Origin of the sequence: [Actinomadura] parvosata subsp. kistnae (assembly GCF_900323885.1) — a bacterium.
GTDB classification, from domain to species: domain Bacteria; phylum Actinomycetota; class Actinomycetes; order Streptosporangiales; family Streptosporangiaceae; genus Nonomuraea; species Nonomuraea composti.
Map to the genome: position 1 here is coordinate 99,804 of NZ_OOHJ01000021.1, position 21,753 is coordinate 121,556.

A 21,753-nucleotide genomic window follows, 5' to 3' on the forward strand; every position below is an offset into this window, starting at 1 on the left:
CGTACGAACGTCGGCGCCTCTCGGGTGACCGGCTTGCCGAGTCCGACTCACTCCTCGCGGGGGCGCATGTCAGGAAAGACGGCGGCCAGGGTCGGGCTGTCGGGCCGGTACAGGTCCAGCGGGTCGGCGCGCATCGCCGCGTCGAGGGCTCGGGCGTCGTCACCGACCAGGATGCGCCACGTGCCGGCGCGTACGCCGTCGAGGATGACGGTCGCGGCGTCGGCGGCCGACAGCGGCGCCCTGTCCCGGAACCACTCACCCATGCTCTTGACCGCGGCCCGGACCTCCGCATCGCTCAACCGGTCGGCGGGAACGCCCGCGACGACGGCGGCGCGCTCACGGGCTTCCGCGAGCTCCGCGGCGGTCATGTCGTCAGGATCGGGGTGGCCGTGGATCCGGCGGGAGTTGATCACGATCTCGGTGCCGACGTGCCCCGGCATCACCAGCGCGACCTGGACGTGCGGCGCGTTGATCCGCAGGTCCGTCAGCATCGCCTCGGAGAAGCCCTTCACGGCGAACTTGGCGGCACTGTACGCGCTCATCGGCATACCGGGACCGGCCGCCCAGAACCCGTTGACACTGCTGGTGTTGACCAGCCACCCCTCGTCACTGGCGACCAGGAGCGGCATGAACGCGCGCGTGCAGTTGTACACCCCGCCCCAGCAGACGCTGAACGTCCGCTCCCACTCGGCTCGCGAGCTGGTGAAGAAGCTGGCGCCACCGCCGATGCCGGCGTTGTTGAACAGCAGGTTGATGTGGCCGGTCCGGTGCCGCTCGACCACCTCGTCGCGGAACCTCGTCACCTGAGCCTCGTCCGACACGTCGCAGCGGTGGGTGGTGACCCGCACCTCGCCGCCGCCGGGTGCGGCTTTGGCGGCCCGCTCGGCGGTGCCGGCCAGCCCGGCCTCGTCGAGGTCGCACGCGGCGACCGAGCAGCCTTCGGCGGCCAGCTGAACGACCAGCTCGCGGCCTATGCCGGCGCCGCCTCCGGTGACGACGGCCATCTTTCCCGTGAACGATTCCATCGCTGGACCCCTCCGTCGCTGACCACCCTCGCACGTACCGGGGCGGGCATCAACGCCTGGCCCGCCGCGCGACACCCGCCTCGGGTCAGGACGCTGCGCCGGCTATGGCGCGGTCACAGCAGGAAGGCCAGGCGCTCGTCCGCCATGCCGGGCGCGATGTCGATGATGTCGGCGCTGACGACGTTCTCGGCCACGAACGGGTCGTCCTGGAGGCGTTCGTCGAGTTCCTCGCGTGAGGTGCGGTGGGCCAGGATCGCGCCGCCGAGGCCCGGCCGGATGCTGCCGGTCAGGAGGAACACGCCGTCGTCCAGGCCGCGTCTGATCCATTCCTGGTGGCCGCTCATGTGCTGCTGGGCGGCGTCCTTGTTGTCGGAGAATCGCAGCAGGACCACGAACATGGGGTTTCTCATTTCTCGTAGGTGCTCAGCCAGTCGCGCATCCGGCTGACTTCGCGCCGGACGAATTCCTCGTCCGCGAAAGCGTGGGACAGGACGGCGACGCCCTGGCTGAAGGCGAGGACGTGCATGGCGAGTTCGTCGGCTTGGTCGGCGTGTCCGAGCTCGGTGAATTGTTCGCGTAGCCAGTCGCGGAACAGGGTGAACAGTTCCCGGGCTTGGCCGCGCATGGTGTGGCCGAGTTTGGCGAGCTCGGTGTTGAGGGTGCCGACGGGGCAGCCGTACTGCTGGATGTCGGGGCCGTTGGTCAGGACGATCTCGACGAAGCGCAGGATGCGGCCGCTGGGGGTGGGGTGTTCGTTCTCCCATTGCCGCAGCATGTGGCGGGTGCCGGCGAGCCGGGTGGCGATGACCGCGTCCAGGATCGCGTCCTTGGATTTGAAGTGGTAGTAGAAGTTGCCGCGTGACAGGCCGACTGCGGCGGCGATGTCGGCGAACGAGGTGTGCTCGTATCCGCGCTGGTAGAACAGCCGGTCGGCTGCTTCGACGATGTGTTCGCGAGTCGCCGCGCCATTCATCCGCTCCTCCTTCGCCCCGCTAGGACGCTTGACCTAGCGGGACTCTAGGACGGTTGTCCTAGCACCGTCAAGCCGGGTCCAGGGCTTGCTCGTCCGGGTGCGGCAGGCCCTCCGGGGCGCTCTTCTCTGCGGTGGTGAGGGGCCGTTCGCGAGGGCGGCGGTGTTGATCGTTGTGCGATTGTCGGGACGGGGTGATAGAGATTCGGGGTGACGATGACACTCGAGTTCCCCGCTCTGCTGCGACTGATCGACGAACGGTCGACCGCCTTCCGCGCCGCGGTCGCCGCCGCGTCCAGCCTCGACGCGCAGGTGCCGACCTGCCCGGAGTGGACGCTGTTCGATCTGGCGCAGCACATCGGCGAGGGGCGCCGAGACTGGGCCGCCACCGTCGCCGCGGGGCCCGCTGAGGCCAAGTCGGCGGCGGAGGGCGCCCCGGCTGCGCCTCGGGAGCGCGAGGCGCTGCTGGCCTGGCTGGCGGAGTCCACGGACCAATTGGTGGAGGCGTTGAGGAAGGCCGGCCCGGATCGCGGTTGCTGGACGTGGTGGGACACATCGCAGTCGCCGCCGACCTGCGGTACCGTGGCTCGGCACCAGCTCCAGCAGATGGCGGTGCACACCTACGACGCCCAGATCACCGTGGGCGCCCCGCAGCCGCTGCCGGCCGAGGTGGCCCTCGACGGTGTCGAGGAGTTCCTGTTCACCTGCGTCGCGACGACGAGTGCCTGGCCGCACCGGCCCGCTGCCATCGACTTCCACGCCTCCGAGGGCCGCTCCTGGCGCCTGTCGCTCTCCGCCGACGGCGCGCGGACCACCCGCCTCCCCGGGCCCGACGCCATCCCGGCCGCCGCCGGGCAGGAGGCGGACGTGGCCTACGCCTCCGCCCGGGGCACGGCCGGCGAACTGGTTCTCATGCTGTACAACCGCATCCCGTTCGACTCCCTGAAGCTCGACGGCGACCGGCGTCTCTTCGACCAGCTCAGCGCCTGGGACCCGGCCGAGTAGGACGTGACGGCGCACCCCCGGGGCCAACGGCTGAACCGCGCCGTAAGGGAGGCCGTGGTTCCGTGTGCGGCCGTCCCCGAGGGTGCGGACGCGGCCGTCAGCCGGGGGAGCGGCGCCGAGCCTGCCGTTGCTCGGCGATGACCGTGAAGGCGGCGCGCAGCCGCGCACGTTGCTCGGCCAGGGTGCGGCAGAGCTCCTGGGCGATGGCGGCGTTGCGCCGGCTGTCGGCCCGGATGTCGGCCGCCCGGAGCGCCACCTCCCGGGCGATGGCGCGCACCTCCGCGAGCCGGCGTGAGTGCCGGGCGCCGCCGGTGTCCGTACGCGCTGCGAGGTCGTCCACGCCCATCACTGCCTCCCTCGGACGGGCAAGATCGGAGGCGACGGTGCGAGTGCCGCTCCATCCGCCTCTGGGTCTCCACCATGGCTGCGCGTCGCCGCGCCGATCAGCCATCGAAGCGAAGGATCACCCGCCGTCGTCATCCGAAAAACGAAACTCCGGACCCGATCCGCGGGCCGGCTCACGTGCGCAGGGTGCGGCTGGGCGGTCTGCCGTAGGTCTGTTGGTAGACGGCGGCGAAGTGACCCGGGTGGAAGAAGCCCCACCGGGCCGCCACCGCGGTGACGGTGGTGCCGTCACCCCAGGTGGCCGCGCACAGCTGCTCGTGGGCGCGTTCCAGCCGTACGCGGCGCAGGTAGGCCATGGGGGTGGTGCGGACGTGGCGGCGGAAGGCGAGCTGGACGGCGCGCACGGTGACGTGGGCGGCGCGGGCGATGTCGAGGGCGGTGATGTCGAGGTCGGCGTTGGCGTCGATGAACGCCATCGCGCGGGCCAGGGTGGTTTGGGTGGCGTCGACGCGGTCCTGGTGGTGCGGCTCGCTGAGCCAGGCGGTGGGGAACGTGGCCAGCAGATGGGCGGCCAGCAGCCGGGTGGCCGCGCCGGCCAGCAACGGCCGGGCCATGGTCTCGGGGTCGGCGCTCAGGCTCGCGGCGACGTAGTCGGCCGCCTGCAGCCAGCCCCGGGCCGCGGCGGGGCCGATGGGACGCAAGGAGGAGAACCGCAGCGGGGGCAGGGGATCGTCGGGCCGGTTGCGGGCCACCTCGGCGACGGCCTGCGGCGGGATCAGCACGGCGGTGTGCCGGATGGAGGCCAGCCGGGTGTGGTAGGGCCGGCCGGGATGCGCATGGAGGGAGATGTCGCCGGGGCCGAGGCGTTCGTCGAGGTCGAGGTCGGTGCGCACGCCCCGGTGCACCCGTACGACGATGAGGGCGGGGAAGGGGTCGGCGTGGTACTCGGTGGTCGCGGTGTGGTCGATGGTGTTGAAATACAGCGGGCCCTGCCCGAGCCGGGTGTGCCGGAACCGGTAGCCGGCGCGGCCGGCGCTCATCTTCACGGGAGCGCCGTACGTGGCGGCCAGGAACGCCGCGGTGCGCTCGGGATCAGTGCTGTCGAACACGACCTGCAAGCGGCTCCACCTCTGTCGCGGTTCGTTTCCAGCTTGTCACGCCACGCCGGGACGCGGAAGACGGCCCTCCCGTCCCGCGAGCGGCCGCCGCCACCGGGACCGGGGCGGCGGCCAGGGGGCTCAGCTCACGCGGTGGAACGGCAGCCCGATGTTCTCCCCCTGCAGCAGCCGGTCGATCGACTCCTCCATCACCTTGCTGTCGTTCAGGTGCGGGAACGGCTCCCCGGCGGGGACGTCCACGCCGAGGAAGCGGCACAGCGGCTCCCACCCTTCCCGCACGTCGAACACCAGCAGCCGCTCGGCCGGCAGGCTCTCCTTGACGGTGGCGACGTGCCGTTCGAAGGCCAGGAGGCTGTCCTTCTCGTCCAGCGGCTCGCCGAAGGCCCGGTCGCTGCCCAGGCCCTCGCGGATCATGCGTTCGAGCAGCGGGCGGGTGGTGTTCATGCTCTCGACCAGCGGGGCCATCTCGGGTGCGAGCTTGTCGGCCTGTAAGCGGGCCGGGCCGTTGGCGATGAGCGCCTGCATGCTGGCCAGCCACGCGTGCGGGTCGCGTACGGTGAGGACGACCTTGGCCTGCGGGTAGGCGTCGGCCAGCTCGCGCCAGAAGAACGCGGCCGGCCAGTCCACGGCCGAACGGAACCCCTCGAACACGTGGTCCCAGTCGGGCACCACGTCACGGTCGGCCAGGGGCGCCCACCGGCGGGCGCGGTCGGGGTCGGACCCGATGTCGAACATGTGATGGCAGGGCCCGAACCCCAGCCGCTCCAGCGCCGCCTTCATCGAGCTCGTACCGGTGCGCGGGAAACCCGCGCCGATCACGGTCAGCATGGTGCTCCTCCATGGGTGTCGGATGCCCTTGATCATGGTGGCGCGATCATGGTCGTGACAATCCCCTTCCGCAGGCCCTGTCCGAGGCCGCGCGCACCACGAAATGATGGGCTACTCTCGTTTTTGTGACATGCGGTCAGTGCCGATCGTCCGGAGGATGACCATGAGCGATGCCGTGACGTTGCCCCTGCACATGCGGCGCAACGGTTTCCACCCCGACCCGGAGCTCGCCTCGATGCGCGACGAGGAGGGGGTCCGCCGGGTGCCCACCCCGTTCGGCATCGACGCCTGGCTCGTCAGCCGCTTCTCCGACGTGCGGGAGGTGCTCGGCGACGCCACCCGCTTCAGCAACGCCGCCGCCATGTCGTTCCGTCCGGTGAGCGACCAGCTCAGCGCGGAGCAGCGCGAACGGATGCGGGCCGGCAACCTGCTGGCCTTCGACCCGCCCGAGCACACCCGGCTGCGCCGCATCCTGACCCCCGAGTTCACCATGCGCCGCATGCGCCGGCTGGAGCCGCGCATCCACGAGATCGTCCAGGAGCACCTCGACGCCATGGAGCGCACCGGGCCGCCCGCCGACCTGGTCTCCGCCTTCGCGCTGCCCATCCCGTCCCTGGTCATCTGCGAGCTGCTCGGCGTCCCGTACGATGACCGCGCCGACTTCCAGCGGCGCTCGGGCAGGCTGCTCGACGTGTCGCTGCCGTTCGAGCAGCGCACGGCGGCCAGCCTGGAACAGCGCGCCTACATGACCGACCTCGTCAAACGCGCCCAGGCCGACCCGGGCGAGGACATGCTCGGCATGCTGGTGCGCGAGCACGGCGACGACCTGTCCACCGACGAGCTGACCGGCATCGCCTCACTGCTGCTGCTGGCCGGGCACGAGACCACCTCCAACATGCTCGGCCTGGGCACCCTGGCCCTGCTCCGCCACCCCGACCAGCTCGACCTGCTCAAGAAGGAGCCCGAGCGGATCGGCGCCACCGTCGAGGAGCTGCTGCGCTGGCTGACCATCGTCCACTCCGGCACCAGCAAGGTCACCACCACCGACGTCGAGCTGTCCGGCGTGCGCATCCCCGCCGGTGAGGTCGTGATGTGCGCGCTGCCCGCCGCCAACCGCGACCCGCACTTCATCTCCGAGCCCGACCGGCTCGACATCGCCCGCGGCGACCTCGGCCACCTCGCCTTCGGCCACGGCGTGCACCACTGCCTCGGCGCGCCGCTGGCCAGGATGGAGATGCGGATCGCTTTCCCCGCGCTGTTCGAACGCTTCCCCGGGCTGCGCGAGACCGGCACCGCGCCGAGCTTCCGCTCCTTCAACGTCGTCTACGGGCTGTCCTCCTTCGACGTCACCTGGTAACCGCCTGCCGCGCCGGCTGCTAGCGTTCACCATGTGCACGAGCAGCGACAGCGAGCCGACGCGCTGCGCAACGCCGACAAGATCGTCCGGGCCGCGATCGCGATCCTGCGCGAACGCGGCCCCGAGGTCTCCCTGGAGGAGATCGCCCGGCAGGCCGGCATCGGCAGCGCCACCGTCTACCGGCGCTTCGGCGACCGCGACGGCGTGATCAGAGCCGCCTTCGAGACGTACTTCGCCGAAGAGGTCGAGCCGCTGGTGGTGGCCGCCCGCGACGCCGCCGACCCGGGCGCGGCCCTGACCGGGGCGCTGACGGCGGCCGTCGGCACGCTGGCCGCCCACCACGGGCTGCTCAAGGCCGCCCGCCAGGCGGGCGCCTCCACGGTCGACATCGCGGCCCGCTTCATGGGGCCGCTCGGCGCCGTCCTCGACCGGGCGCAGCGCGCGGGCCAGGTCCGGGCCGACCTTGTCGTACGAGACCTGGCCGCGATCGTCATCATGGCCCTGGCCACCGCCCACCCCGGCGACCCCGCCCACCACGACCCCCGCCGCTACCTGGCCCTGCTGCTGTCGAGCCTGCGGCCCTCGGACGACACCCTGCCCCCGCCCTCCTCGGAAAACCTCCTCACCAAAGAGGCCGGGCACTGCCCGCCGGCGTGACCCGAGCTAGCAGGGGGTGAAGAACACCTTCTGCGTCCCCTCCAGCACACCCCACTGCCCCGCCGGCTGACCGCACCCGAACCAGCGCTGACCGACGACCTGATCGCCGCTGTAGTAACTGAAGACGACGAGCAGGTCACCGCCCGGCGGCGGGGGCGGAATGGCGTGCGCCGGCGCCGCACCGGCCGTGAACGCCGCCGCGGCCAGCACCGCCGCTAAAAGCCCTCGCTTGATGGTCATCGCAGGACCTCCCGGGATCGTCCTCGTGAGCGGCTTTCACGGTAACTCCCGGCGATCATCGCCGCCAGAGCGGAACTCCCGCGCCCCCACCGGGTTACCTTCGAGGAGTAGACAGGTGCCGGAAGCAGGGGGCGCCGGCGTTCATCGGCGTGACTCCGGAGGCGTCATCATGTCGGAACGCAAGGCCGTGATGGGCACCGCGCTGGGCCCGATGGTGATCGCCGCGTGCGACCGGTACCTGCCCGCGGGCAACCGCATCACCGACGACGACCTGGCCCCGCGCCTGCTGCCGGCGCCCGCGCGGGCCGCCGTGCGGGTGCCGTTCGTCCGCCGCTTCCTGGCCTGGGGGGCGGACCGGTGGGTGCCGGGGTTGTGGGCGGCGATGCTGTGCCGCAAGCGGTACGCCGACGAGCAGGTACGCGCCGCGCTGGAATCCGGCATCGACCAGGTCGTCGTCCTCGGGGCCGGGCTGGACACCCGCGCCTGCCGGCTGGTCGTTCCCAAGGCTCGCGCGTACGAGCTGGACCTGGCGGGGAACATCGCCCGCAAGCACGCGCGGCTCAGCGACGTCTTCGGTCGGCTGCCCGACGGCCTGACCCTCGTCCCCATCGATTTCGACCGCGACGACGTCGCCGCCGCCCTGGCCGACGACGGCTTCCGGGTCGAGCGGCCCGCGATGTTCGTGTGGGAGGCCGTCACCCAGTACCTGAGTGAGGACGGCGTGCGGGCCACCCTGTCCTCCCTGTCCGGCGCCGCACCCGGCAGCCGGCTCATCTTCACCTACCTGCTTCAAGACTTCCTCGACGGCACCGAGCTGTACGGGGGCGGGCGCATGTACCGGCGTTTCGTCGCCCAACAGCGGATCTTCCGTTTCGGGCTGCATCCGGGGGACGTCGCCGGGCTGCTCGCGCCGTACGGATGGATCGAGCGCGAGCAGGTCGGCACGGAGGACTACCTGGAGCGGTACGTCCGGCCGGCCGGAAGGGAACGCGGCCTGGCCGCGCCGACGCCGGTCGAGCGGTTCGTCTACGCGGAGAAGGCCTGAGCGGGGGAGGCGTGCGCGGGAGAGATCTGAGCGGGGGAGGCGTGCGCGGGGGAGGCGTGCGCGGTCGCGCGTTCGTCGCCTGGAGAGGAGGTGGGCCGCTGGGCGCTGACCTGGTGTGGGGGTGCGGGCGGGCGGCTGGCAAGCTGGGCGCGTGCTCATGCCTACCGTGATCCTGTACCTGTGTGCCGCCGCCGTGGTCGCGCCCGGCGCGCAACTGCTCGCGGCCATGGCCGCGCCGCCCGGCGAGGCCGGCGACCGGTCCCCGCGCGCCCTGCTGCGGGCGTGGCGGCGGCCGGTTCCCGTCGTCGCGGCAACGCTGGTCGCGCTGATGGTGGCGCTGGCGGTGGTGCAGACGGTGTTCCCGGACGTCGTCGGCCTGCTGGAGCGGCATCCCGGCGGCGAGTGGTGGCGGGCGCTGACGGCGCTGCTCGTGCAGTCGTCCGGCTGGTTCCAGCTCGCGTTCAACCTGGCCGCCCTGATCGCCGTCGCCCCGATCGCCGAGCGGCGGCTCGGCGGGTGGCAGACCGCGCTCGTGTACGTGGTCAGCGGGGTGAGCGCGCAGGCGGTCAGCCTGGCGGCGTGGAGCCCGGAGGGGGCGGGCAACTCGGTCGCCATCTGCGGGCTCGTCGGCGCGCTCGCCGCCCACTACGCGCTCCGCGGCCCCGAACGTGCCCTGCGCCTGCTCGCGCTGCTCATTCCGGTCGCCGGCGTCGTGTTGTGCCTGCTCACGAACAACCACGGGGTGGGCGTGGTGGTGGGCACGCTCCTGGGCGCGGGGCTGACCCTGGTCTGGAGACCCGCGTCAGCTTCATCCTTGCCCAGCTCGGCCTGACCACCTCGGAGGAGGACCACCGCCGCGTCCAGGCTGCATGTCGAGGACGAGGTCGAGCAGCTCGACCACCCCGTCGGGCCGGTCGAGCAGGCCGGCCGCGTGCTGCTCGATCCGGGTGACGTCGTCGGCCAGGACCGTGGCGGCGAGCTCCTCGCGGGTGGCGAAGTTGCGGTGGATGGTGGTGCGGCTCACGCCGGCGTGCGCTGCAACGGGGTGATGCCCCGCCTGGTCATGGGCGAGACGCAGCGACGGCGGCGCCAACCTGCGCGCCTGACCGCACAGGCGGCTTCCTACCAGGCGACCAGCGCGTCAGGGGAGGCTTCCGGCCGGTCCGCCGGCGTGCCCCGGCGCCAGTCGCCGACGAACCGGCCGGTGAAGCCGTCCTCGCCCAGCAGCGCGAGCCGCACCGGCACCTCGGCGCCCTCCTCCACGCTCAGCCCGCCGTTGCCGCCGTTCAGGTCGGTGGCGACCAGGCCGGGGTTGGCGGCGTTGACCAGGATGCCGTCACCGGCCAGCGCCTTGGCGAACAGCAGGGTGACGGCGTTCAGCGCGGCCTTGGAGGAGCCGTACGCCAGGTGGGAGCGCTGGGCGACCAGCGAGCCGAAGTCGCTGAGCAGGCTCAGCGACCCCAGCGGGCTGGAGACGTTGACCACCCTGCCCGGCCGCGCCCGCCGCAGCAGCGGAACGAACGCCTGCGTCACGGCGACGGCACCCAGCACGTTCACCTCATAAGTACGCCGCACCACGTCCATGGGCACCTCGGCCACCGGGTGCCCCCACTCCAGCATCACGCCCGCGTTGTTCACCAGCACGTCCAGCCGCCCGGCCTCGCCGCTCACCCGCTCGGCCGCCGCCTCGACGTGCTCCCGCACGGTCACGTCCAGCCGCAGCGGGCGAACCTCGCCCGGCAGGCCGCGAGCGTCGTCCCGCACGCGCGCGAGGTCCCGCACCCCCATGTAGACGATCATGCCTTCGCTCGCGAGCCGCCGGACGATCTCCCGCCCGATGCCCTTGCCCGCCCCGGTCACCAGTGCCACTTGCATGACCGCATTCGATCAGCGGGACCGGTCCGGAGGGAAAGACCGGCTGGGTCACCTCTTATACCGTGCAGGTATGAATGAGGTGGAGTTCAGGGAGTTGCGGTACTTCGTCGCGGTCGCCGAAGAGCTCAACTTCTCCCGCGCCGCCGACCGGCTCGGCATCGCCCAACCCCCGCTGTCCCGCGCCGTGCGGCAGCTCGAACGGCGGCTCGACGTGCGGCTGTTCGACCGCGACACCCGCACGGTCACGCTGACCCCCGCCGGCCTGGCCCTGCTCGACGAGGCCCGGCACGTCCTCACCACGATGGCCGGCCTGACCCGCAGGATCCGCCGCGCGGCCCACCCCGGCACCCCGTTGCGCGTGACCGCCAAGGCCGGCATGGCCGCCGGCATGCTGCGCGCCATCACCGGCCACTACACCGCGCTGCCCGGTGCGCCCGCCGTCGACATCCTGGTCAGCGGCTACCGGGAACAGGCCGCCATGGTCCGCGACGGACGCGCCGACCTCGCCCTGCTCACGCCCCCGTACGAGGCCCGGGGCCTGGAGCTGGAGGCGCTGGCCGAGGAGCCGCGCATGGCCGCCCTGCCCACCGGCCACCCCCTCACCCGGCACCCCACGCTGCACCCCGCCGACCTCGAAGGGCTGCCCATGCCGCGCGGCCCCGGCGAGGACGGCCCGGGCCCGGTCGTCCACGACAGCGCGCAACTGCTGGAGGTGGTGGGCCTGGGGCAGGCCGTCGCCCTCGTCCCCCGCTACCTGGCCGACGCGCACCCGCGCCCCGACATCGTCTACCGCCCGCTCCGCGACGCCGACCCCTACACGATCTCGGTGGCGTGGGCCGAAGGGAACCGGTCGCAGGCGGTGGCGCTCTTCGTGCGTGCCGCCCTGGAGTTGTACGCCGACGTACCGGATTGACGGAAGACCGTCACATGAAGGACGGCCATCGGTCGGCGGCCCACTCCGGCCATCCCGGCCAGCCGGGAGGCGGGCTTCCGATGTCCCGCCCGCCGAGTTCCGCGGCGTCGGGCTCCTCGAACAGGGTCCTCCAGTGCAGGAGGTCCGCCTCGCTGATCGGGAAGGTCTGATCCGGGGTGGTCGACTGGCGATGAGCGACCCGGGCGAGCTGGGTCTCCGGGTCCACCGGCACGTACACGAGGACGCAGGACGCGCCCGCGGACTCCACCAGCCAGCGGATGGCGGACCTCTCGTCGCGAGACCAGCAGCCGAAGTCCAAGATCACGCTGGTTCCCAGCCTCAGCGCCTCCAGGGCGAGCGAGAGCAGCCGTCCTTCCAGGACATCGCGCTTCCCGTCCGCCTCCGACTCCCCGAACAGCGGAATCATCCACTCATCAGGCGTCAGCCGAAGCGCGTGGTGCTCCTTGGCGAGCTGCCGGGCCCTGGTGGTCTTGCCGGCCCCCGGGAGGCCGACCATCAGAAACAACGTGGTCACCCCCCGATCGTTTGATGCAAACCACGGCGGGACAACTGGTTTATCCACCGCAAGCGCCGCCGGTCCTGCGGCACTACCGCCCGCGGCTCCGAGGGCGCTAACGTCACGGCATGATCGAGCTGGACGTCGAGGTGGCCGCGGGCCGCTCGCTGCACGTGTACGACACCGCCCCGGCGGGCGGCGACCTGCTGCCGGTCCTGTGGCATCACGGCACCCCCAACCTGGGGGCGCCTCCCGAGCCGCTGTTCGCCGCGGCCGAAAGGCTGGGGTTGCGCTGGGTGTCGTTCGACCGGCCCGGCTACGGCCGTTCCGACGTCGCGCCGGGGCGCACGGTCGCCTCGATCGCCGCCGACACGGCGGCCGTCGCGGACGCGCTCGGCATCGGCCGCTTCGCCGTCGTCGGCTACTCCGGCGGCGGCACGTACGCGCTGGGGTGCGCCGCCGTCCTGGGGGATCGCGTGCGGGCGGTGGTGAGCCTGGCCGGCATCGCCCCGTACGGCGCGGACGGGCTGGACTGGTTCGCCGGGATGGTCCCGTCCGGGGTGGCCGCCCTGGGAACGGCGGCGGCCGGCCGCGAGGTGCGGGCGGCGCTGCACGAGTCGAACTTCGCCTACGACTGCGAGTTCACCCCGGCCGACCTGGCCTTCTTCGAGGGGCCGTGGGGCTGGCTGGGGAAGGTGAGCGAGCCGGCCCTGGCCGCCGGCCCCTACGGCCAGATCGACGACGACGTCTCCTACACCCACGCCTGGGGCTGCGACCCCGCCACCATCGACGTCCCCGTCCTGCTCCTGCACGGCACCGCCGACCGGATCATCCCCGCCGCGCACGGGGCCTGGCTGGCGGCCCACTGCCCCACCGCCGAGCTGCGGCTGCGCGCGGACGACAGCCACTTCACCATCACCGGCCACGCCGAAGAGGGCCTGGACTGGCTCCGCCGGCACATCTGAACAGAGGAAGACAGCACCATGATCAAGGCACTGAACGAGATCGAAGTCATCACCCTCTTCGTCGACGACTTCGCCGCCGCCCACGCCTTCTACACCGGCGTCTTCGGCCTGGAGGTCGTCTTCCAGGACGACGAGTCGGCCGTCGTCCGGCTCGGCTCGATCATGCTCAACCTGCTGCGGCGCGAGCAGGCGCCCGAACTCGTCGAGCCGGCCCCGGTCGCCGGCGCCGGGTCCGGCGCGCGGGCGCTGTTCACGATCCGGGTGGCGGACGTGGACGCCGTCTGCGCCGAGCTGGAGCAGCATGGCGTACGCCTGCTCAACGGCCCGATCGACCGCCCGTGGGGACGGCGCACGGCCGCCTTCGCCGACCCCGACGGCAACGTCTGGGAGGTCGCCCAGATTCTCGAGGGCAGCTAGTGGCGCCGAGGACGGGCCAGGAAATCGTCCCCTTCACCATCCGCGTCCCCGACAGCGCACTGGCCGACCTGCGCGAACGCCTGGCCAAGACCCGCTGGGCGGCCGAGCCGGCCGGCGCCTACGGCGTTCCCCGCGCCCGCGTGCAACAGCTGGCGGAGCACTGGCGCGACACCTACGACTGGCGGGTCTGGGAGGAGCGGCTCAACCGGTACCCGCAGTTCACCACGACGATCGACGGCACGCGGGTGCATTTCCTGCACGTCCGCTCGCCGGAGCCGCACGCGCTGCCGCTGATCTTCAGCCATGGCTGGCCGGGCTCGGTGGCGGAGTTCCTGGACGTGATCGGCCCGCTGACCGATCCGCGGGCGCACGGCCTGTCCCCTGAGGTGGCGTTCCACCTGGTGATCCCGTCCCTGCCGGGTTTCGCCTGGTCCGGGCCCACCCCCGACACCGGCTGGGGGCCGCGCCGCATCGCCCGCGCGTGGGCGACCCTGATGCGGCGCCTCGGCTACCGCCGCTACGGCGCGGCCGGCAACGACTGGGGCTCGCACATCTCGCCCGAGCTGGGCCGGATCGCGCCCGAGGCCGTCGTCGGGGTGCACGTGACCCAGCTGTTCTCCTTCCCCGAGGGGGAGTGGCTGTCGTACCCGCCGAGCGTCGAGCCCGACCTCGGCGAGCTGACCCCGGACGACCGGGCGGCCCTGGACGGGCTGCGCCATCTGCAGCGGCACTCCGGCTCCTACGCGCACGTCCACGGCTGGCAGCCGCACACGCTCGCCTTCGCGCTCACCGACTCGCCGGTCGGGCTGCTCGCCTGGAACAGCCAGGCCATGGGCGGCCTCGACGCCGACACCCTGCTCACCCACGTCACGATCTACTGGCTGACCGGCACGGCCGCCTCCGCGATGCGCATCTACGCCGAGTACGAGCGGCAGCCACCGGCCGCCGGGCCGACCACCACGCCCCTGGCCCTGGCCCAGTTCCCGCACGACATCCAGGCCATCAGGGTGTGCGCGCAGCGCGACCACGCCGCCATCGTGTCCTGGAACACCTACGACCGGGGCGGCCACTACGCCGCCCACCAGGCGCCCGACCTCCTTGTCCACGACATGCGCACGTTCTTCGCGAACCTGATCGCCGGGCGGCCCGGAACCACGGGGTGACGCCGACCCCGCCCCGGTCACTCGCCGTCCGGGGCGGGGTCGGCGTCCCCGTTCGCTTCGCTGCTGCCCGGCTCGATGATCGCAGTGCCGCGGCGGCCGGCCGCCGCACCGGCCCTGAGCTGCGGATCCTCCGGCTGCGGGCGGTCGAAGGTCGGGCGGGCCTCCTTCCAGTGGCCGCGGGTGAAGTCCGGCACCTTGACCGGGCGCAGGCGTCCGGCCGTCAGCGACTCGTGGCTGAGCGGGATCACCGAGCACCACGCCGCCGAGTCGTAGACGTCGATGTCGGGCGTCATGCCGAGCCGCATCAGCTGCACGAGGCGGAAGATGGACACGAAGTCGCCGCCGCCGTGCCCGCCGTACTGGTCGGCCAGCCGTTCCAGCAACGGCCACAACCAGTGGTCGTACTGCTGGCGGATGGCGTTGTAGGCGCTGCCGGTCCGCCACGTGTGGTCGTCGTGGCCGAGCGATTCGAGGTAGACCCGGGCGTTGTCGAGCTCGATCGACCCCCGCGTGCCGGTGAGCGTGGTCTCCCTGGTGTACGGGTGAGGCGAGTTCACGTCGTGCTCGACCCGGATGAACCGGCCGCGGACGGTGGTGACGAAGCAGGTGTGCCGGTCACCCGAGATATACGGCTTGTCCTGCCAGGACGAGTGATCCGGAGTCACCCGCGGATCCTCCTCGCGGAACAGGGCCAGCGCCTTGGGCAGGGACGCCACGGCGACCAGCTCGTCGAAGCGGTCCCCGCGGTTGATGCCCATGGCCGCCGAGACCGGCCCGAGGCCGTGCATCGGGTAGTGCAGGGCGTTCATCCGCGTCTGCCAGCGCCGCCGCCAGTACTCCGGGTAGTAGGCGCCGCCGAACAGGTACGGCCAGCGCAGGTCGTGGACGTAACCGCCGGAGCCGTGCTGCAGGTCGCCGAAGAGCCCCGCCTGGACCATGCCGAACATCTGCAGCTCGGGACGGAAGTAGTTGACGTTCTCCATGAGCATGCAGTGCTTGCGGGTCCGCTCGGACGTGCGCACCAGGCTCCAGATCTCGTCCAGGTGCGGGGAGATCGGCAGCTCGACCGCGACGTGCTTGCCGTGCTCCATGGCCGCCCTGGCCTGCGGGTAGTGCCACTCCCACGGGGTGGCGACGTAGATCAGGTCGATGTCGTCGCGCTGGACGAGCTTGAGGAAGTCCTGCTCGCCCGCGGAGTAGCCGACCGGCTCGACGTCCTGGAAGCCCTGCTGCATGATGCGGCCGATGGTGCGGCTGACCCGTTCCGGACGGATGTCGCACACGGCGGTGACCGTGGCGACGGCGCCCCAGCGCACGTCCTGGCTCCCGCCCCGGTTGCCGAGGCCGATGAGCCCGACCCGGACCTTCTCGAAACCCTCGAACGGCACGTTCACCATGCTGCGCTCACCCTGGGCGCGCGGCGGCTCCCACGCGGCCGAGGCCGCGGCGCCGGTGGCGATGCCGCCGACGCCCGTGGCGGCGCCGAGCGAGACGCCGGACCTCAGCAGGTCACGGCGTGAGGGGACATAACGGGGCGAAGAGGCCACTGCGATCACTTCCTGCTCGGTGGACGGTGATGGTGCATGGCGCTTTCCCCCCGTGTAGTGGGGAGTATCGATCGTCCGCCGCCGCGGGGCAAGACAGGCACCGCAGGACGGTCAGCGGGTCGCGGACCTGTCTTGCGGATCAGGGCTCGAGGTCGACGACGCCCTTGCCGCTGGCGATGTCGAGCGGGACGGAGACCTGGTCGTGCACGATCAGCCATGTGCCGTCGATCTTCCGCAGGCAGTACGTGACCCTCACCCACATGCCGCTCATCGCCGCCCCGTTCTTCAGCGTGCCGCTGAGCCTGCCGAAGGCATGCCCGAACGCCACGTCACCGCCGACGGTGAGCGTCAGGTCCCGAACCTCGTAATTCACCTGCTCGAAGGACGTGAACACCGGCGCCCAGTTCTTGAGCTTGGCGTCGACCCCCACGTGCTGGAGCGGCGGCTCGATGTCGAACGACACGATGTCGGGGGCGTAGAGCCGCTTCAGCGCCTCGGGATCCTTGTTGCGGAGCCCTTCGACGATGTTGCCGATCAGCTCGCGGATCTCGGCTTCGTCCATCTCCCGTTGCGTGGGCATCGCTATCCCGGCCTTTCCTGTTGCGGTGAAAACTTGGCTTCTCACACCTCTGACGCTATGGCTTTGGAGTTATCTTGTCTAAGATCAATATCGCTATGGCGTTATGCTCTCGACGTCATGACGGATCCAAGCGGCTGATCCTCGAGGCGGCGAGCAAGCTGCTCGCCCTCCCGCTGGCGCGCCTGGCCTATCCGACAGGGACGCCGACACGCGCGGACTCGAGTGCGCGACGGAGTGTGGCGAGTGCCGCGCCCACGGCGTCGACCTGGCCGACGGAGATGGCGGGGCCGAGCAGCTCGCCGAGGTGTTCGTGGAAGGTCCGTTCGGCCTCGGCGACCAGCGCGGCTCCATCGGTGGTGAGGCTGATCAGCGACGAGCGCCGGTCGGCGGGGTTCGGGAGCCGGGCGGCCCATCCGCGCGCTTCGAGCCGGTCGACGCCCTTGCTGATCGCGCCGATCCCGGCGGCGAAGTTTGTCGCGATGTCGGCGACGCGTGAGCGCGGGTGGTCGCGAAGGTAGCGCAGGAGCTCGAACTGGGAGGCGACGATCCCGTGCTCGGCGCGCAGTTTCTCCCCTACGGCGTTGTAGAGGCGGGTCTCGCAGCGGACCAGGTCGTCGAAGAAGCGGGCGAGCCTCGCGTCCGAGTAAGTAGATGCCACGGCATATAGTCTAGATGAAACATGCCACGGCATGCAGTTGCCACTCGAACCTTAAGGCGGCCACATGAGCAGGGACCAACGACACGCACTGGACACGATGGTGCGCAAGGCGCCGCAACCGTCCGGACCGGTGCCGGTCGAACGCATGCGGGAGGGCTTCGCCGCGTTCATGGCGGCGTTCCCGCCCCCGGACGGCGTGCGGCGGACGCCGGCCGAGCTGGCCGGCCGCCCCGCGCTCCTCGTCGAACCGGAGGGTGAGGCCCGGCCAGGGACCATCCTGTACTTCCACGGCGGCTCGTTCTCGCTCGGGTCGCCGGAGACCGCGATGGTCCTCACCGCGAACCTGGTCAGGCGCACCCGCGTGCGGGCGATCTCGCTGGACTACCGGCTCGCTCCCGAGCACCCGTTTCCTGCCGCGATCGAGGACTGCGTCGCCGCGTTCCGCGGCCTGCTGGAGCGCGGCATCGACCCGGCGTCCATCGTGTTCGCCGGCGACTCCGCCGGTGGCGGACTCACCGTGACGACGTGCCTGGCCGCCCGGGACGCGGGGTTGCCGATGCCCGCGGCGATCGCGGCGTTCTCACCCGGGCTCGATCACACGCGTTCCGGCGCGACGATGACCACGAAGGAAGGCATCGACCCGTTCTTCACCAGGCAGGGCCTGGGCCGCACCGGCGAGATGTATCTCGCCGGTCAGGACCCGGACCAGCCGCTGCTCGCCCCCGCCGTGCACGCGGACCTGACCGGCTTCCCGCCGATCCTGCTCCAGGCCGGCACGAACGAACTGCTCCTCGACGACTCCGTACGGCTGGCCGAACGCGCACGCGAGGCGGACGTCGACGTGATCCTCGACATCACCGCCGGAGTGCCGCACGTGTTCCAGGCCTTCGCCGGAACGCTCGACGAGGCCGGCCAGGCACTCGACCGAGCGGCCCTGTTCCTCACCCAGCACCTCGACGCTCACTGACACCGGCACGAGCGCGATCGCCGCAGCCCACCTGACCATCTGCACGGAGGGCGGCAGGGCGTGAGCACCGACGAAGCCTAGCCGGCGAACCTCACCTCGGGATATTGGGCGGACGGCTTGTCCAGCAGGGGCTGCGGCTTGCCGGTGAGGTGGCGGGTGAAGAAGGCGGCGACGTAGGTGCGGGTGATCTCCACGGACCGGGCTCCGGTCAGGGCGAAGCCGAGGTCGATGCCGAGCTGTTCGGCCAGCAGCGGGACGTCGGTGAAGGACGCGTGCTCCGCGCCGGTCACCACCAGCCATCGCTTCCAGCCCGTCAGTTGTTTCCAGTCGCGTCCCCAGCTCCCGTCCTTGCCGCCGGGGCTGTGCATCGTCGGCGACCCCATGAACAGGAACGGCCGGGCCAGGCCGCGCTCGGGGATCGGGGCGAAGGTGGTGCCGTCCAGGTTGACCCCGGCGCGGATGCGTTTGTCGCTCACCATGGCCCCGATGCTGCTCGCGCCGCCGACGGACTGACCGGCCATCCCGATGCGCGACCGGTCGATCAGCGCGGCACCCCGCCATTTCGGCTTCGCGCCGGTGAGCTGGTCGAGGACGAAGGAGACGTCCGCCGCGCGGCTGCGGACCACCTGCTGCCCGAAGTCCGCATCCTTGTTCTCGCAGGCGACGCACGTGGTGATCCGCCCGTCGGGGAAGGCGGTGGCGACGCTCTCGTACGTGTGGTCGATCCCGACCACCACGTTGCCCCTGCTAGCCAGCTCCTCCGCCAGGCTGGTGAGCGAGCTGCGCGGGGAGCCGAGGCCGGGGGAGAGCACCACCAGGGGCAGGCTACGGTTGCGGCCCGCGGGCACGGCGTCGGTGAAGGCGTGGGTCCGCACCTTGCTCAGCGTGTCCGGCGCGACGGGCAGCTCCGCGTCCTTGATCAGCAGCTCGGACTCCTTCGGCGTCACGTACGGGGCCTGGTGCCTGCCGCGCGTCCCGGTCGCCGGGTACCACAGGGAGATCATCAGCTCCCTCGCCTTCGCCGCCGGGACCCATGGGTCACCGCGGGAGGCGTCCTTCAGGTGGAGGGAGGTGACGCCGACCGCGTGGGAGCCCGTGGGCGCGGGCAGCCGCGGTGCCGCCGGCGCCGCCGCGGCGGCGGGAACGGGGGTCACGAGGGTGAGCAGCCCGGCCAGGGCGAGGGCCGTCGTTCTCGCAAGGTGCATCAGTGTGTTCGCCTTTTCTCGGGAGGCCGCGGTCGTCCGCGGACGGGACGACGCTAGGCGCGGTCACGCGGGGGGCGCGTCGGCCGCCGTACCGAATCCGGGTAGTTCCGAGGAACGATCCGAGCCCGGTGTCATCCCTGCGATGTAGTCCCGGCGGACGACGCTCCCGTCATCGGGACGGATGCGTGGCCGGTCGCGCAGCCGTGACAATGTCCCGATGACGGTGGAACGAAGGTGGCGGATGTGGCGGCAGTACGCGCGGGAGGTGTTGCGTCCCGAGGAGGCGCGCGCCCGGCCGTCACGCGGGGCGCTGGTGGCCGACCTGGTGCTCGCGCTGCTGCTGACCGTGCTCGCCGTGGCCGCGGTGGCCGATCTGCACGACGCCTCCACCGAGCGGCGGCAGGGGCCGGCGGCCGTGTCCCTGCGGCTGCGCCCCGACCCACCCGCCCGGCCGGTGACCCCGGACCCTGCTGCGAGCCCGCGGGCCCGCTCGGAGCAGGGCCCGCACCCGCTGCTGGTGATCCTGACCGCGTTGCCGCTGGCGGTGCGGCGCCGGTACCCGCTGGCCGTCTTCTGGACGGTCGTGCTCGCCGCCCTGGCCACCCACGAGGCCGCGACGTGGATCACCGTGCTCGCCTGCGCCGTGGCCGCCTACGGCGCGCTCGCCTACAGCCGTCACCGGCTGGCGGCGGCCGGCGGCCTGGCGGCGGCGGCGGTGCTGGCCGGCGTGGTCTTCCAGGACGTCGTCCCCGCCCTGCCGTCCTGGCTGGGCCCCATCGTCGTGCTGGCCGGAGCGGGAGTGCTGGCGGGCGCCGTCCGCTTCTGGCAGGGGCGGCTGCGGGCCGGCCGGGATCGCATAGAGGCGCTCCAGCGCGCCCAGGCGCAGGCCACGCGCGCGGCCGTCGACGAGGAGCGCGCCAGGATCGCCGCCGAACTGCACGACATCGTGACCCACAACGTGAGCGTGATGGTGATCCAGGCCGGGGCGGCGCGCAAGGTCATGGACGCCGAGCCCGCGGAGTCGAAGCGGGCCCTGCTCGCGATCGAGGCGGGCGGCCGGGCGGCCATGTCCGAGCTCCGTCACGTCATGGGCCTGCTGGCCACCGAGAACGAGCCCCTGGCGAAGAACGAGGTCACCGAGAGCGGGCCGCCCGGCCCGCAACCCGGGCTCGATCAGCTCGGCGCCCTGGTCACCCGGGTCCGGGCCGCCGGGATCCCGGTCGACGTCAAGCTGTCGCTGCCGCCAGGCCCGCTGCCCGCCGGGGTCGACCTGGCCGCCTACCGCGTCGTCCAGGAGGCCCTGACGAACACGATCAAGCACGCGGCGGGCGCGGCGGCGTCCGTCTCGATCCGCCACGAGGACGACTGGCTGGAGATCGAGGTCACCGACACCGGCGGCACGCGGCGCGGCCCGTCGCAGACAGGCGGGCGCGGGCTGATCGGCCTACGCGAACGGCTGGCCGTCTACGGCGGCACCCTGAACGCGGACCACACTCCTACGGGGGGCTACCGGATCTTGGCCCGTGTACCGTGGCGCGCCTCATGAGCCACTCTCAGGAACGATGGGTGAAGCCCTCTCAAGCGGCTCATCCCCGCTCGTTCGACTCGCGCCTCCGCTCCCAGGCGAAGGAGAACGCCAGAGCGATCGCGATGACCAGGCTCCATACCTCGAGTGCGCCCCAGAAAACGCCCTCATTCGGTCGAAGATGCGAGAGATATGCGACGCCCCCGAGAGGGATACAACAAAGCAGTACTCCCCACCAGCGCCCATTCTTCAGCCCTACGAGTCCGAGGCCGAAGACGGCTATCACCGACAGCCCCGCCAGAAACGCCACGATCACCAGGAACCACGGCAGCAACAACGCAGCCGCCATCGCCGCCACACCCCACCCCAACACGAGCATCGAGATCGCGGACGTTCCCAGAAAGGCGGAGACGCGCCGCCGATCGTCGCGCCGCACGGTGACCAACCCTACGCCGAAGGAGGCCAGAGCGACGGTCAGCATCACCGCCGCCGCTCTGAGATCGTTGCGTTCGGACGTCCACAGGGCGATCGCCGCCGCCACCCACAACAGCGCGGCCAGGCCGTATGCCGGTGCCATCAACCTCCGCACGTTCCCCCTCCCAGAAAACGAGCACATCCCATGATCTGGCTTGCTGTTCCGCTGGCGAACGGTCGATGCGATTGAATCACAGTGGTCTCCGGCGCCGACGATGCGGTTATCGCGAAAGACGGTGGCGCGGCTCACCGATGGTCGCCTCAACCCGGACGTCCGGCTCGGGTACGCCGTGCTGCGACGGGTGCGGTCCGGCCGCCTCGGCGAGGCGCGCCGGCCGGCCCGTACGTGAAGGCGGA

26 protein-coding genes are annotated in these 21,753 nt (G+C 71.9%); 11 read left to right on the plus strand and 15 right to left on the minus strand.

The genetic code is table 11. From position 1 onward, the window contains the following. Nucleotides 1-47: 47 nt before the first annotated feature. From KIS93_RS42515 to KIS93_RS42525, 3 genes are all read right to left on the minus strand, one after another. Nucleotides 48-1,025, minus strand: a complete 978-nt coding sequence (locus KIS93_RS42515) for an SDR family NAD(P)-dependent oxidoreductase (protein ID WP_080038334.1) — start codon at nucleotides 1,023-1,025, stop codon at nucleotides 48-50. A 113-nt stretch (nucleotides 1,026-1,138) separates the two neighbouring features. Next, nucleotides 1,139-1,423 (minus strand): YciI family protein, encoded by a 285-nt coding sequence (locus KIS93_RS42520; RefSeq protein WP_080038335.1) that lies wholly within the window; start codon nucleotides 1,421-1,423, stop codon nucleotides 1,139-1,141. Nucleotides 1,424-1,431: 8 nt separating this feature from the next. After that, nucleotides 1,432-1,998 carry a TetR/AcrR family transcriptional regulator gene (locus KIS93_RS42525; protein WP_080038336.1) on the minus strand — a complete coding sequence of 189 codons (567 nt, stop codon included), beginning with the start codon at nucleotides 1,996-1,998 and terminating at the stop codon, nucleotides 1,432-1,434. A gap of 213 nt (nucleotides 1,999-2,211) precedes the next feature. On the opposite strand from KIS93_RS42525, the gene KIS93_RS42530 reads away from it, so the two are divergent. Then, nucleotides 2,212-3,000: a maleylpyruvate isomerase N-terminal domain-containing protein gene (locus KIS93_RS42530; RefSeq protein WP_080046687.1), complete on the plus strand. Its 789-nt coding sequence runs from the start codon at nucleotides 2,212-2,214 to the stop codon at nucleotides 2,998-3,000. Between the two features lie 97 nt (nucleotides 3,001-3,097). On the opposite strand, the gene KIS93_RS42535 is transcribed toward KIS93_RS42530, so the two are convergent. The 3 genes from KIS93_RS42535 to KIS93_RS42545 all read right to left on the minus strand — a co-directional run bounded on the left by KIS93_RS42535 (nucleotide 3,098) and on the right by KIS93_RS42545 (nucleotide 5,291). Beyond that, nucleotides 3,098-3,346 carry a hypothetical protein gene (locus KIS93_RS42535; protein ID WP_080038337.1) on the minus strand — a complete coding sequence of 83 codons (249 nt, stop codon included), beginning with the start codon at nucleotides 3,344-3,346 and terminating at the stop codon, nucleotides 3,098-3,100. A 172-nt stretch (nucleotides 3,347-3,518) separates the two neighbouring features. After that, nucleotides 3,519-4,454 carry a helix-turn-helix domain-containing protein gene (locus tag KIS93_RS42540; RefSeq protein ID WP_230466474.1) on the minus strand — a complete coding sequence of 312 codons (936 nt, stop codon included), beginning with the start codon at nucleotides 4,452-4,454 and terminating at the stop codon, nucleotides 3,519-3,521. Between the two features lie 129 nt (nucleotides 4,455-4,583). Further along, nucleotides 4,584-5,291 carry a sulfotransferase family protein gene (locus KIS93_RS42545; protein WP_155126975.1) on the minus strand — a complete coding sequence of 236 codons (708 nt, stop codon included), beginning with the start codon at nucleotides 5,289-5,291 and terminating at the stop codon, nucleotides 4,584-4,586. A gap of 163 nt (nucleotides 5,292-5,454) precedes the next feature. On the opposite strand from KIS93_RS42545, the gene KIS93_RS42550 reads away from it, so the two are divergent. After that, the gene (locus KIS93_RS42550) at nucleotides 5,455-6,648 is read left to right on the plus strand and encodes a cytochrome P450 (protein WP_080046689.1); all 1,194 of its coding nucleotides are present in this window, start codon (nucleotides 5,455-5,457) and stop codon (nucleotides 6,646-6,648) included. A 33-nt stretch (nucleotides 6,649-6,681) separates the two neighbouring features. Then, nucleotides 6,682-7,305: a TetR/AcrR family transcriptional regulator gene (locus tag KIS93_RS67825; protein WP_080038339.1), complete on the plus strand. Its 624-nt coding sequence runs from the start codon at nucleotides 6,682-6,684 to the stop codon at nucleotides 7,303-7,305. A 6-nt stretch (nucleotides 7,306-7,311) separates the two neighbouring features. Here the strand turns inward: KIS93_RS67825 and KIS93_RS42560 are convergent, their stop codons facing one another. After that, nucleotides 7,312-7,545, minus strand: a complete 234-nt coding sequence (locus tag KIS93_RS42560) for a hypothetical protein (RefSeq protein WP_080038340.1) — start codon at nucleotides 7,543-7,545, stop codon at nucleotides 7,312-7,314. A 169-nt stretch (nucleotides 7,546-7,714) separates the two neighbouring features. Between KIS93_RS42560 and KIS93_RS42565 the strand changes: the two genes are divergently transcribed. Together KIS93_RS42565 and KIS93_RS42570 are read left to right on the plus strand one after the other, a co-directional pair. Then, nucleotides 7,715-8,590 (plus strand): SAM-dependent methyltransferase, encoded by an 876-nt coding sequence (locus KIS93_RS42565; RefSeq protein WP_222107845.1) that lies wholly within the window; start codon nucleotides 7,715-7,717, stop codon nucleotides 8,588-8,590. Between the two features lie 157 nt (nucleotides 8,591-8,747). After that, complete coding sequence (locus tag KIS93_RS42570) at nucleotides 8,748-9,422, plus strand: rhomboid family intramembrane serine protease (protein ID WP_230466475.1); 675 nt, start codon at nucleotides 8,748-8,750, stop codon at nucleotides 9,420-9,422. Here KIS93_RS42570 and KIS93_RS42575 read toward each other — a convergent pair. Then, nucleotides 9,399-9,614, minus strand: a complete 216-nt coding sequence (locus tag KIS93_RS42575) for a hypothetical protein (protein WP_080038342.1) — start codon at nucleotides 9,612-9,614, stop codon at nucleotides 9,399-9,401. The two genes, KIS93_RS42570 and KIS93_RS42575, sit on opposite strands and share 24 nt — an antisense overlap. A 98-nt stretch (nucleotides 9,615-9,712) precedes the next feature. Beyond that, nucleotides 9,713-10,465: an SDR family NAD(P)-dependent oxidoreductase gene (locus KIS93_RS42580; RefSeq protein WP_080038343.1), complete on the minus strand. Its 753-nt coding sequence runs from the start codon at nucleotides 10,463-10,465 to the stop codon at nucleotides 9,713-9,715. Between the two features lie 70 nt (nucleotides 10,466-10,535). On the opposite strand from KIS93_RS42580, the gene KIS93_RS42585 reads away from it, so the two are divergent. Further along, the gene (locus tag KIS93_RS42585; protein ID WP_080038344.1) at nucleotides 10,536-11,378 is read left to right on the plus strand and encodes a LysR family transcriptional regulator; all 843 of its coding nucleotides are present in this window, start codon (nucleotides 10,536-10,538) and stop codon (nucleotides 11,376-11,378) included. 10 nt (nucleotides 11,379-11,388) lie between these two features. On the opposite strand, the gene KIS93_RS42590 is transcribed toward KIS93_RS42585, so the two are convergent. After that, nucleotides 11,389-11,913, minus strand: a complete 525-nt coding sequence (locus KIS93_RS42590; RefSeq protein WP_080038345.1) for a P-loop nucleotide/nucleoside kinase family protein — start codon at nucleotides 11,911-11,913, stop codon at nucleotides 11,389-11,391. A gap of 110 nt (nucleotides 11,914-12,023) precedes the next feature. On the opposite strand from KIS93_RS42590, the gene KIS93_RS42595 reads away from it, so the two are divergent. From KIS93_RS42595 to KIS93_RS42605, 3 genes are read left to right on the plus strand one after another with little or no spacing between them, the layout of a single operon-like run. Then, nucleotides 12,024-12,860, plus strand: coding sequence for an alpha/beta fold hydrolase (locus KIS93_RS42595; protein WP_080038346.1), 837 nt, complete (start codon nucleotides 12,024-12,026; stop codon nucleotides 12,858-12,860). Between the two features lie 18 nt (nucleotides 12,861-12,878). Then, nucleotides 12,879-13,277 carry a VOC family protein gene (locus KIS93_RS42600; RefSeq protein ID WP_080038347.1) on the plus strand — a complete coding sequence of 133 codons (399 nt, stop codon included), beginning with the start codon at nucleotides 12,879-12,881 and terminating at the stop codon, nucleotides 13,275-13,277. Then, nucleotides 13,277-14,440: an epoxide hydrolase family protein gene (locus tag KIS93_RS42605; protein WP_080038348.1), complete on the plus strand. Its 1,164-nt coding sequence runs from the start codon at nucleotides 13,277-13,279 to the stop codon at nucleotides 14,438-14,440. Before KIS93_RS42600 ends, KIS93_RS42605 begins: the two co-directional genes overlap by 1 nt. A gap of 17 nt (nucleotides 14,441-14,457) precedes the next feature. Here KIS93_RS42605 and KIS93_RS42610 read toward each other — a convergent pair whose 3' ends face one another. The 3 genes from KIS93_RS42610 to KIS93_RS42620 all read right to left on the minus strand — a co-directional run bounded on the left by KIS93_RS42610 (nucleotide 14,458) and on the right by KIS93_RS42620 (nucleotide 17,225). Next, nucleotides 14,458-15,987, minus strand: a complete 1,530-nt coding sequence (locus tag KIS93_RS42610; RefSeq protein ID WP_080038349.1) for a Gfo/Idh/MocA family protein — start codon at nucleotides 15,985-15,987, stop codon at nucleotides 14,458-14,460. 139 nt (nucleotides 15,988-16,126) lie between these two features. Then, entirely contained in the window at nucleotides 16,127-16,567 is a 441-nt protein-coding gene (locus KIS93_RS42615) for a YybH family protein (RefSeq protein ID WP_080038350.1), read from the minus strand. Between the two features lie 187 nt (nucleotides 16,568-16,754). Further along, nucleotides 16,755-17,225 (minus strand): MarR family winged helix-turn-helix transcriptional regulator, encoded by a 471-nt coding sequence (locus KIS93_RS42620; RefSeq protein WP_080038351.1) that lies wholly within the window; start codon nucleotides 17,223-17,225, stop codon nucleotides 16,755-16,757. A 64-nt stretch (nucleotides 17,226-17,289) separates the two neighbouring features. Between KIS93_RS42620 and KIS93_RS42625 the strand changes: the two genes are divergently transcribed. Then, nucleotides 17,290-18,192 carry an alpha/beta hydrolase gene (locus KIS93_RS42625; RefSeq protein WP_080038354.1) on the plus strand — a complete coding sequence of 301 codons (903 nt, stop codon included), beginning with the start codon at nucleotides 17,290-17,292 and terminating at the stop codon, nucleotides 18,190-18,192. A gap of 77 nt (nucleotides 18,193-18,269) precedes the next feature. Here KIS93_RS42625 and KIS93_RS42630 read toward each other — a convergent pair whose 3' ends face one another. Further along, complete coding sequence (locus KIS93_RS42630; protein ID WP_080038355.1) at nucleotides 18,270-19,397, minus strand: alpha/beta hydrolase family protein; 1,128 nt, start codon at nucleotides 19,395-19,397, stop codon at nucleotides 18,270-18,272. A 217-nt stretch (nucleotides 19,398-19,614) separates the two neighbouring features. Here KIS93_RS42630 and KIS93_RS42635 point away from each other — a divergent pair, with 217 nt between their 5' ends. Continuing rightward, nucleotides 19,615-20,943, plus strand: a complete 1,329-nt coding sequence (locus KIS93_RS42635; protein WP_080038356.1) for a sensor histidine kinase — start codon at nucleotides 19,615-19,617, stop codon at nucleotides 20,941-20,943. A 40-nt stretch (nucleotides 20,944-20,983) separates the two neighbouring features. Here KIS93_RS42635 and KIS93_RS42640 read toward each other — a convergent pair whose 3' ends face one another. After that, nucleotides 20,984-21,646: a hypothetical protein gene (locus KIS93_RS42640; RefSeq protein ID WP_155126987.1), complete on the minus strand. Its 663-nt coding sequence runs from the start codon at nucleotides 21,644-21,646 to the stop codon at nucleotides 20,984-20,986. Nucleotides 21,647-21,753 lie beyond the last annotated feature (107 nt).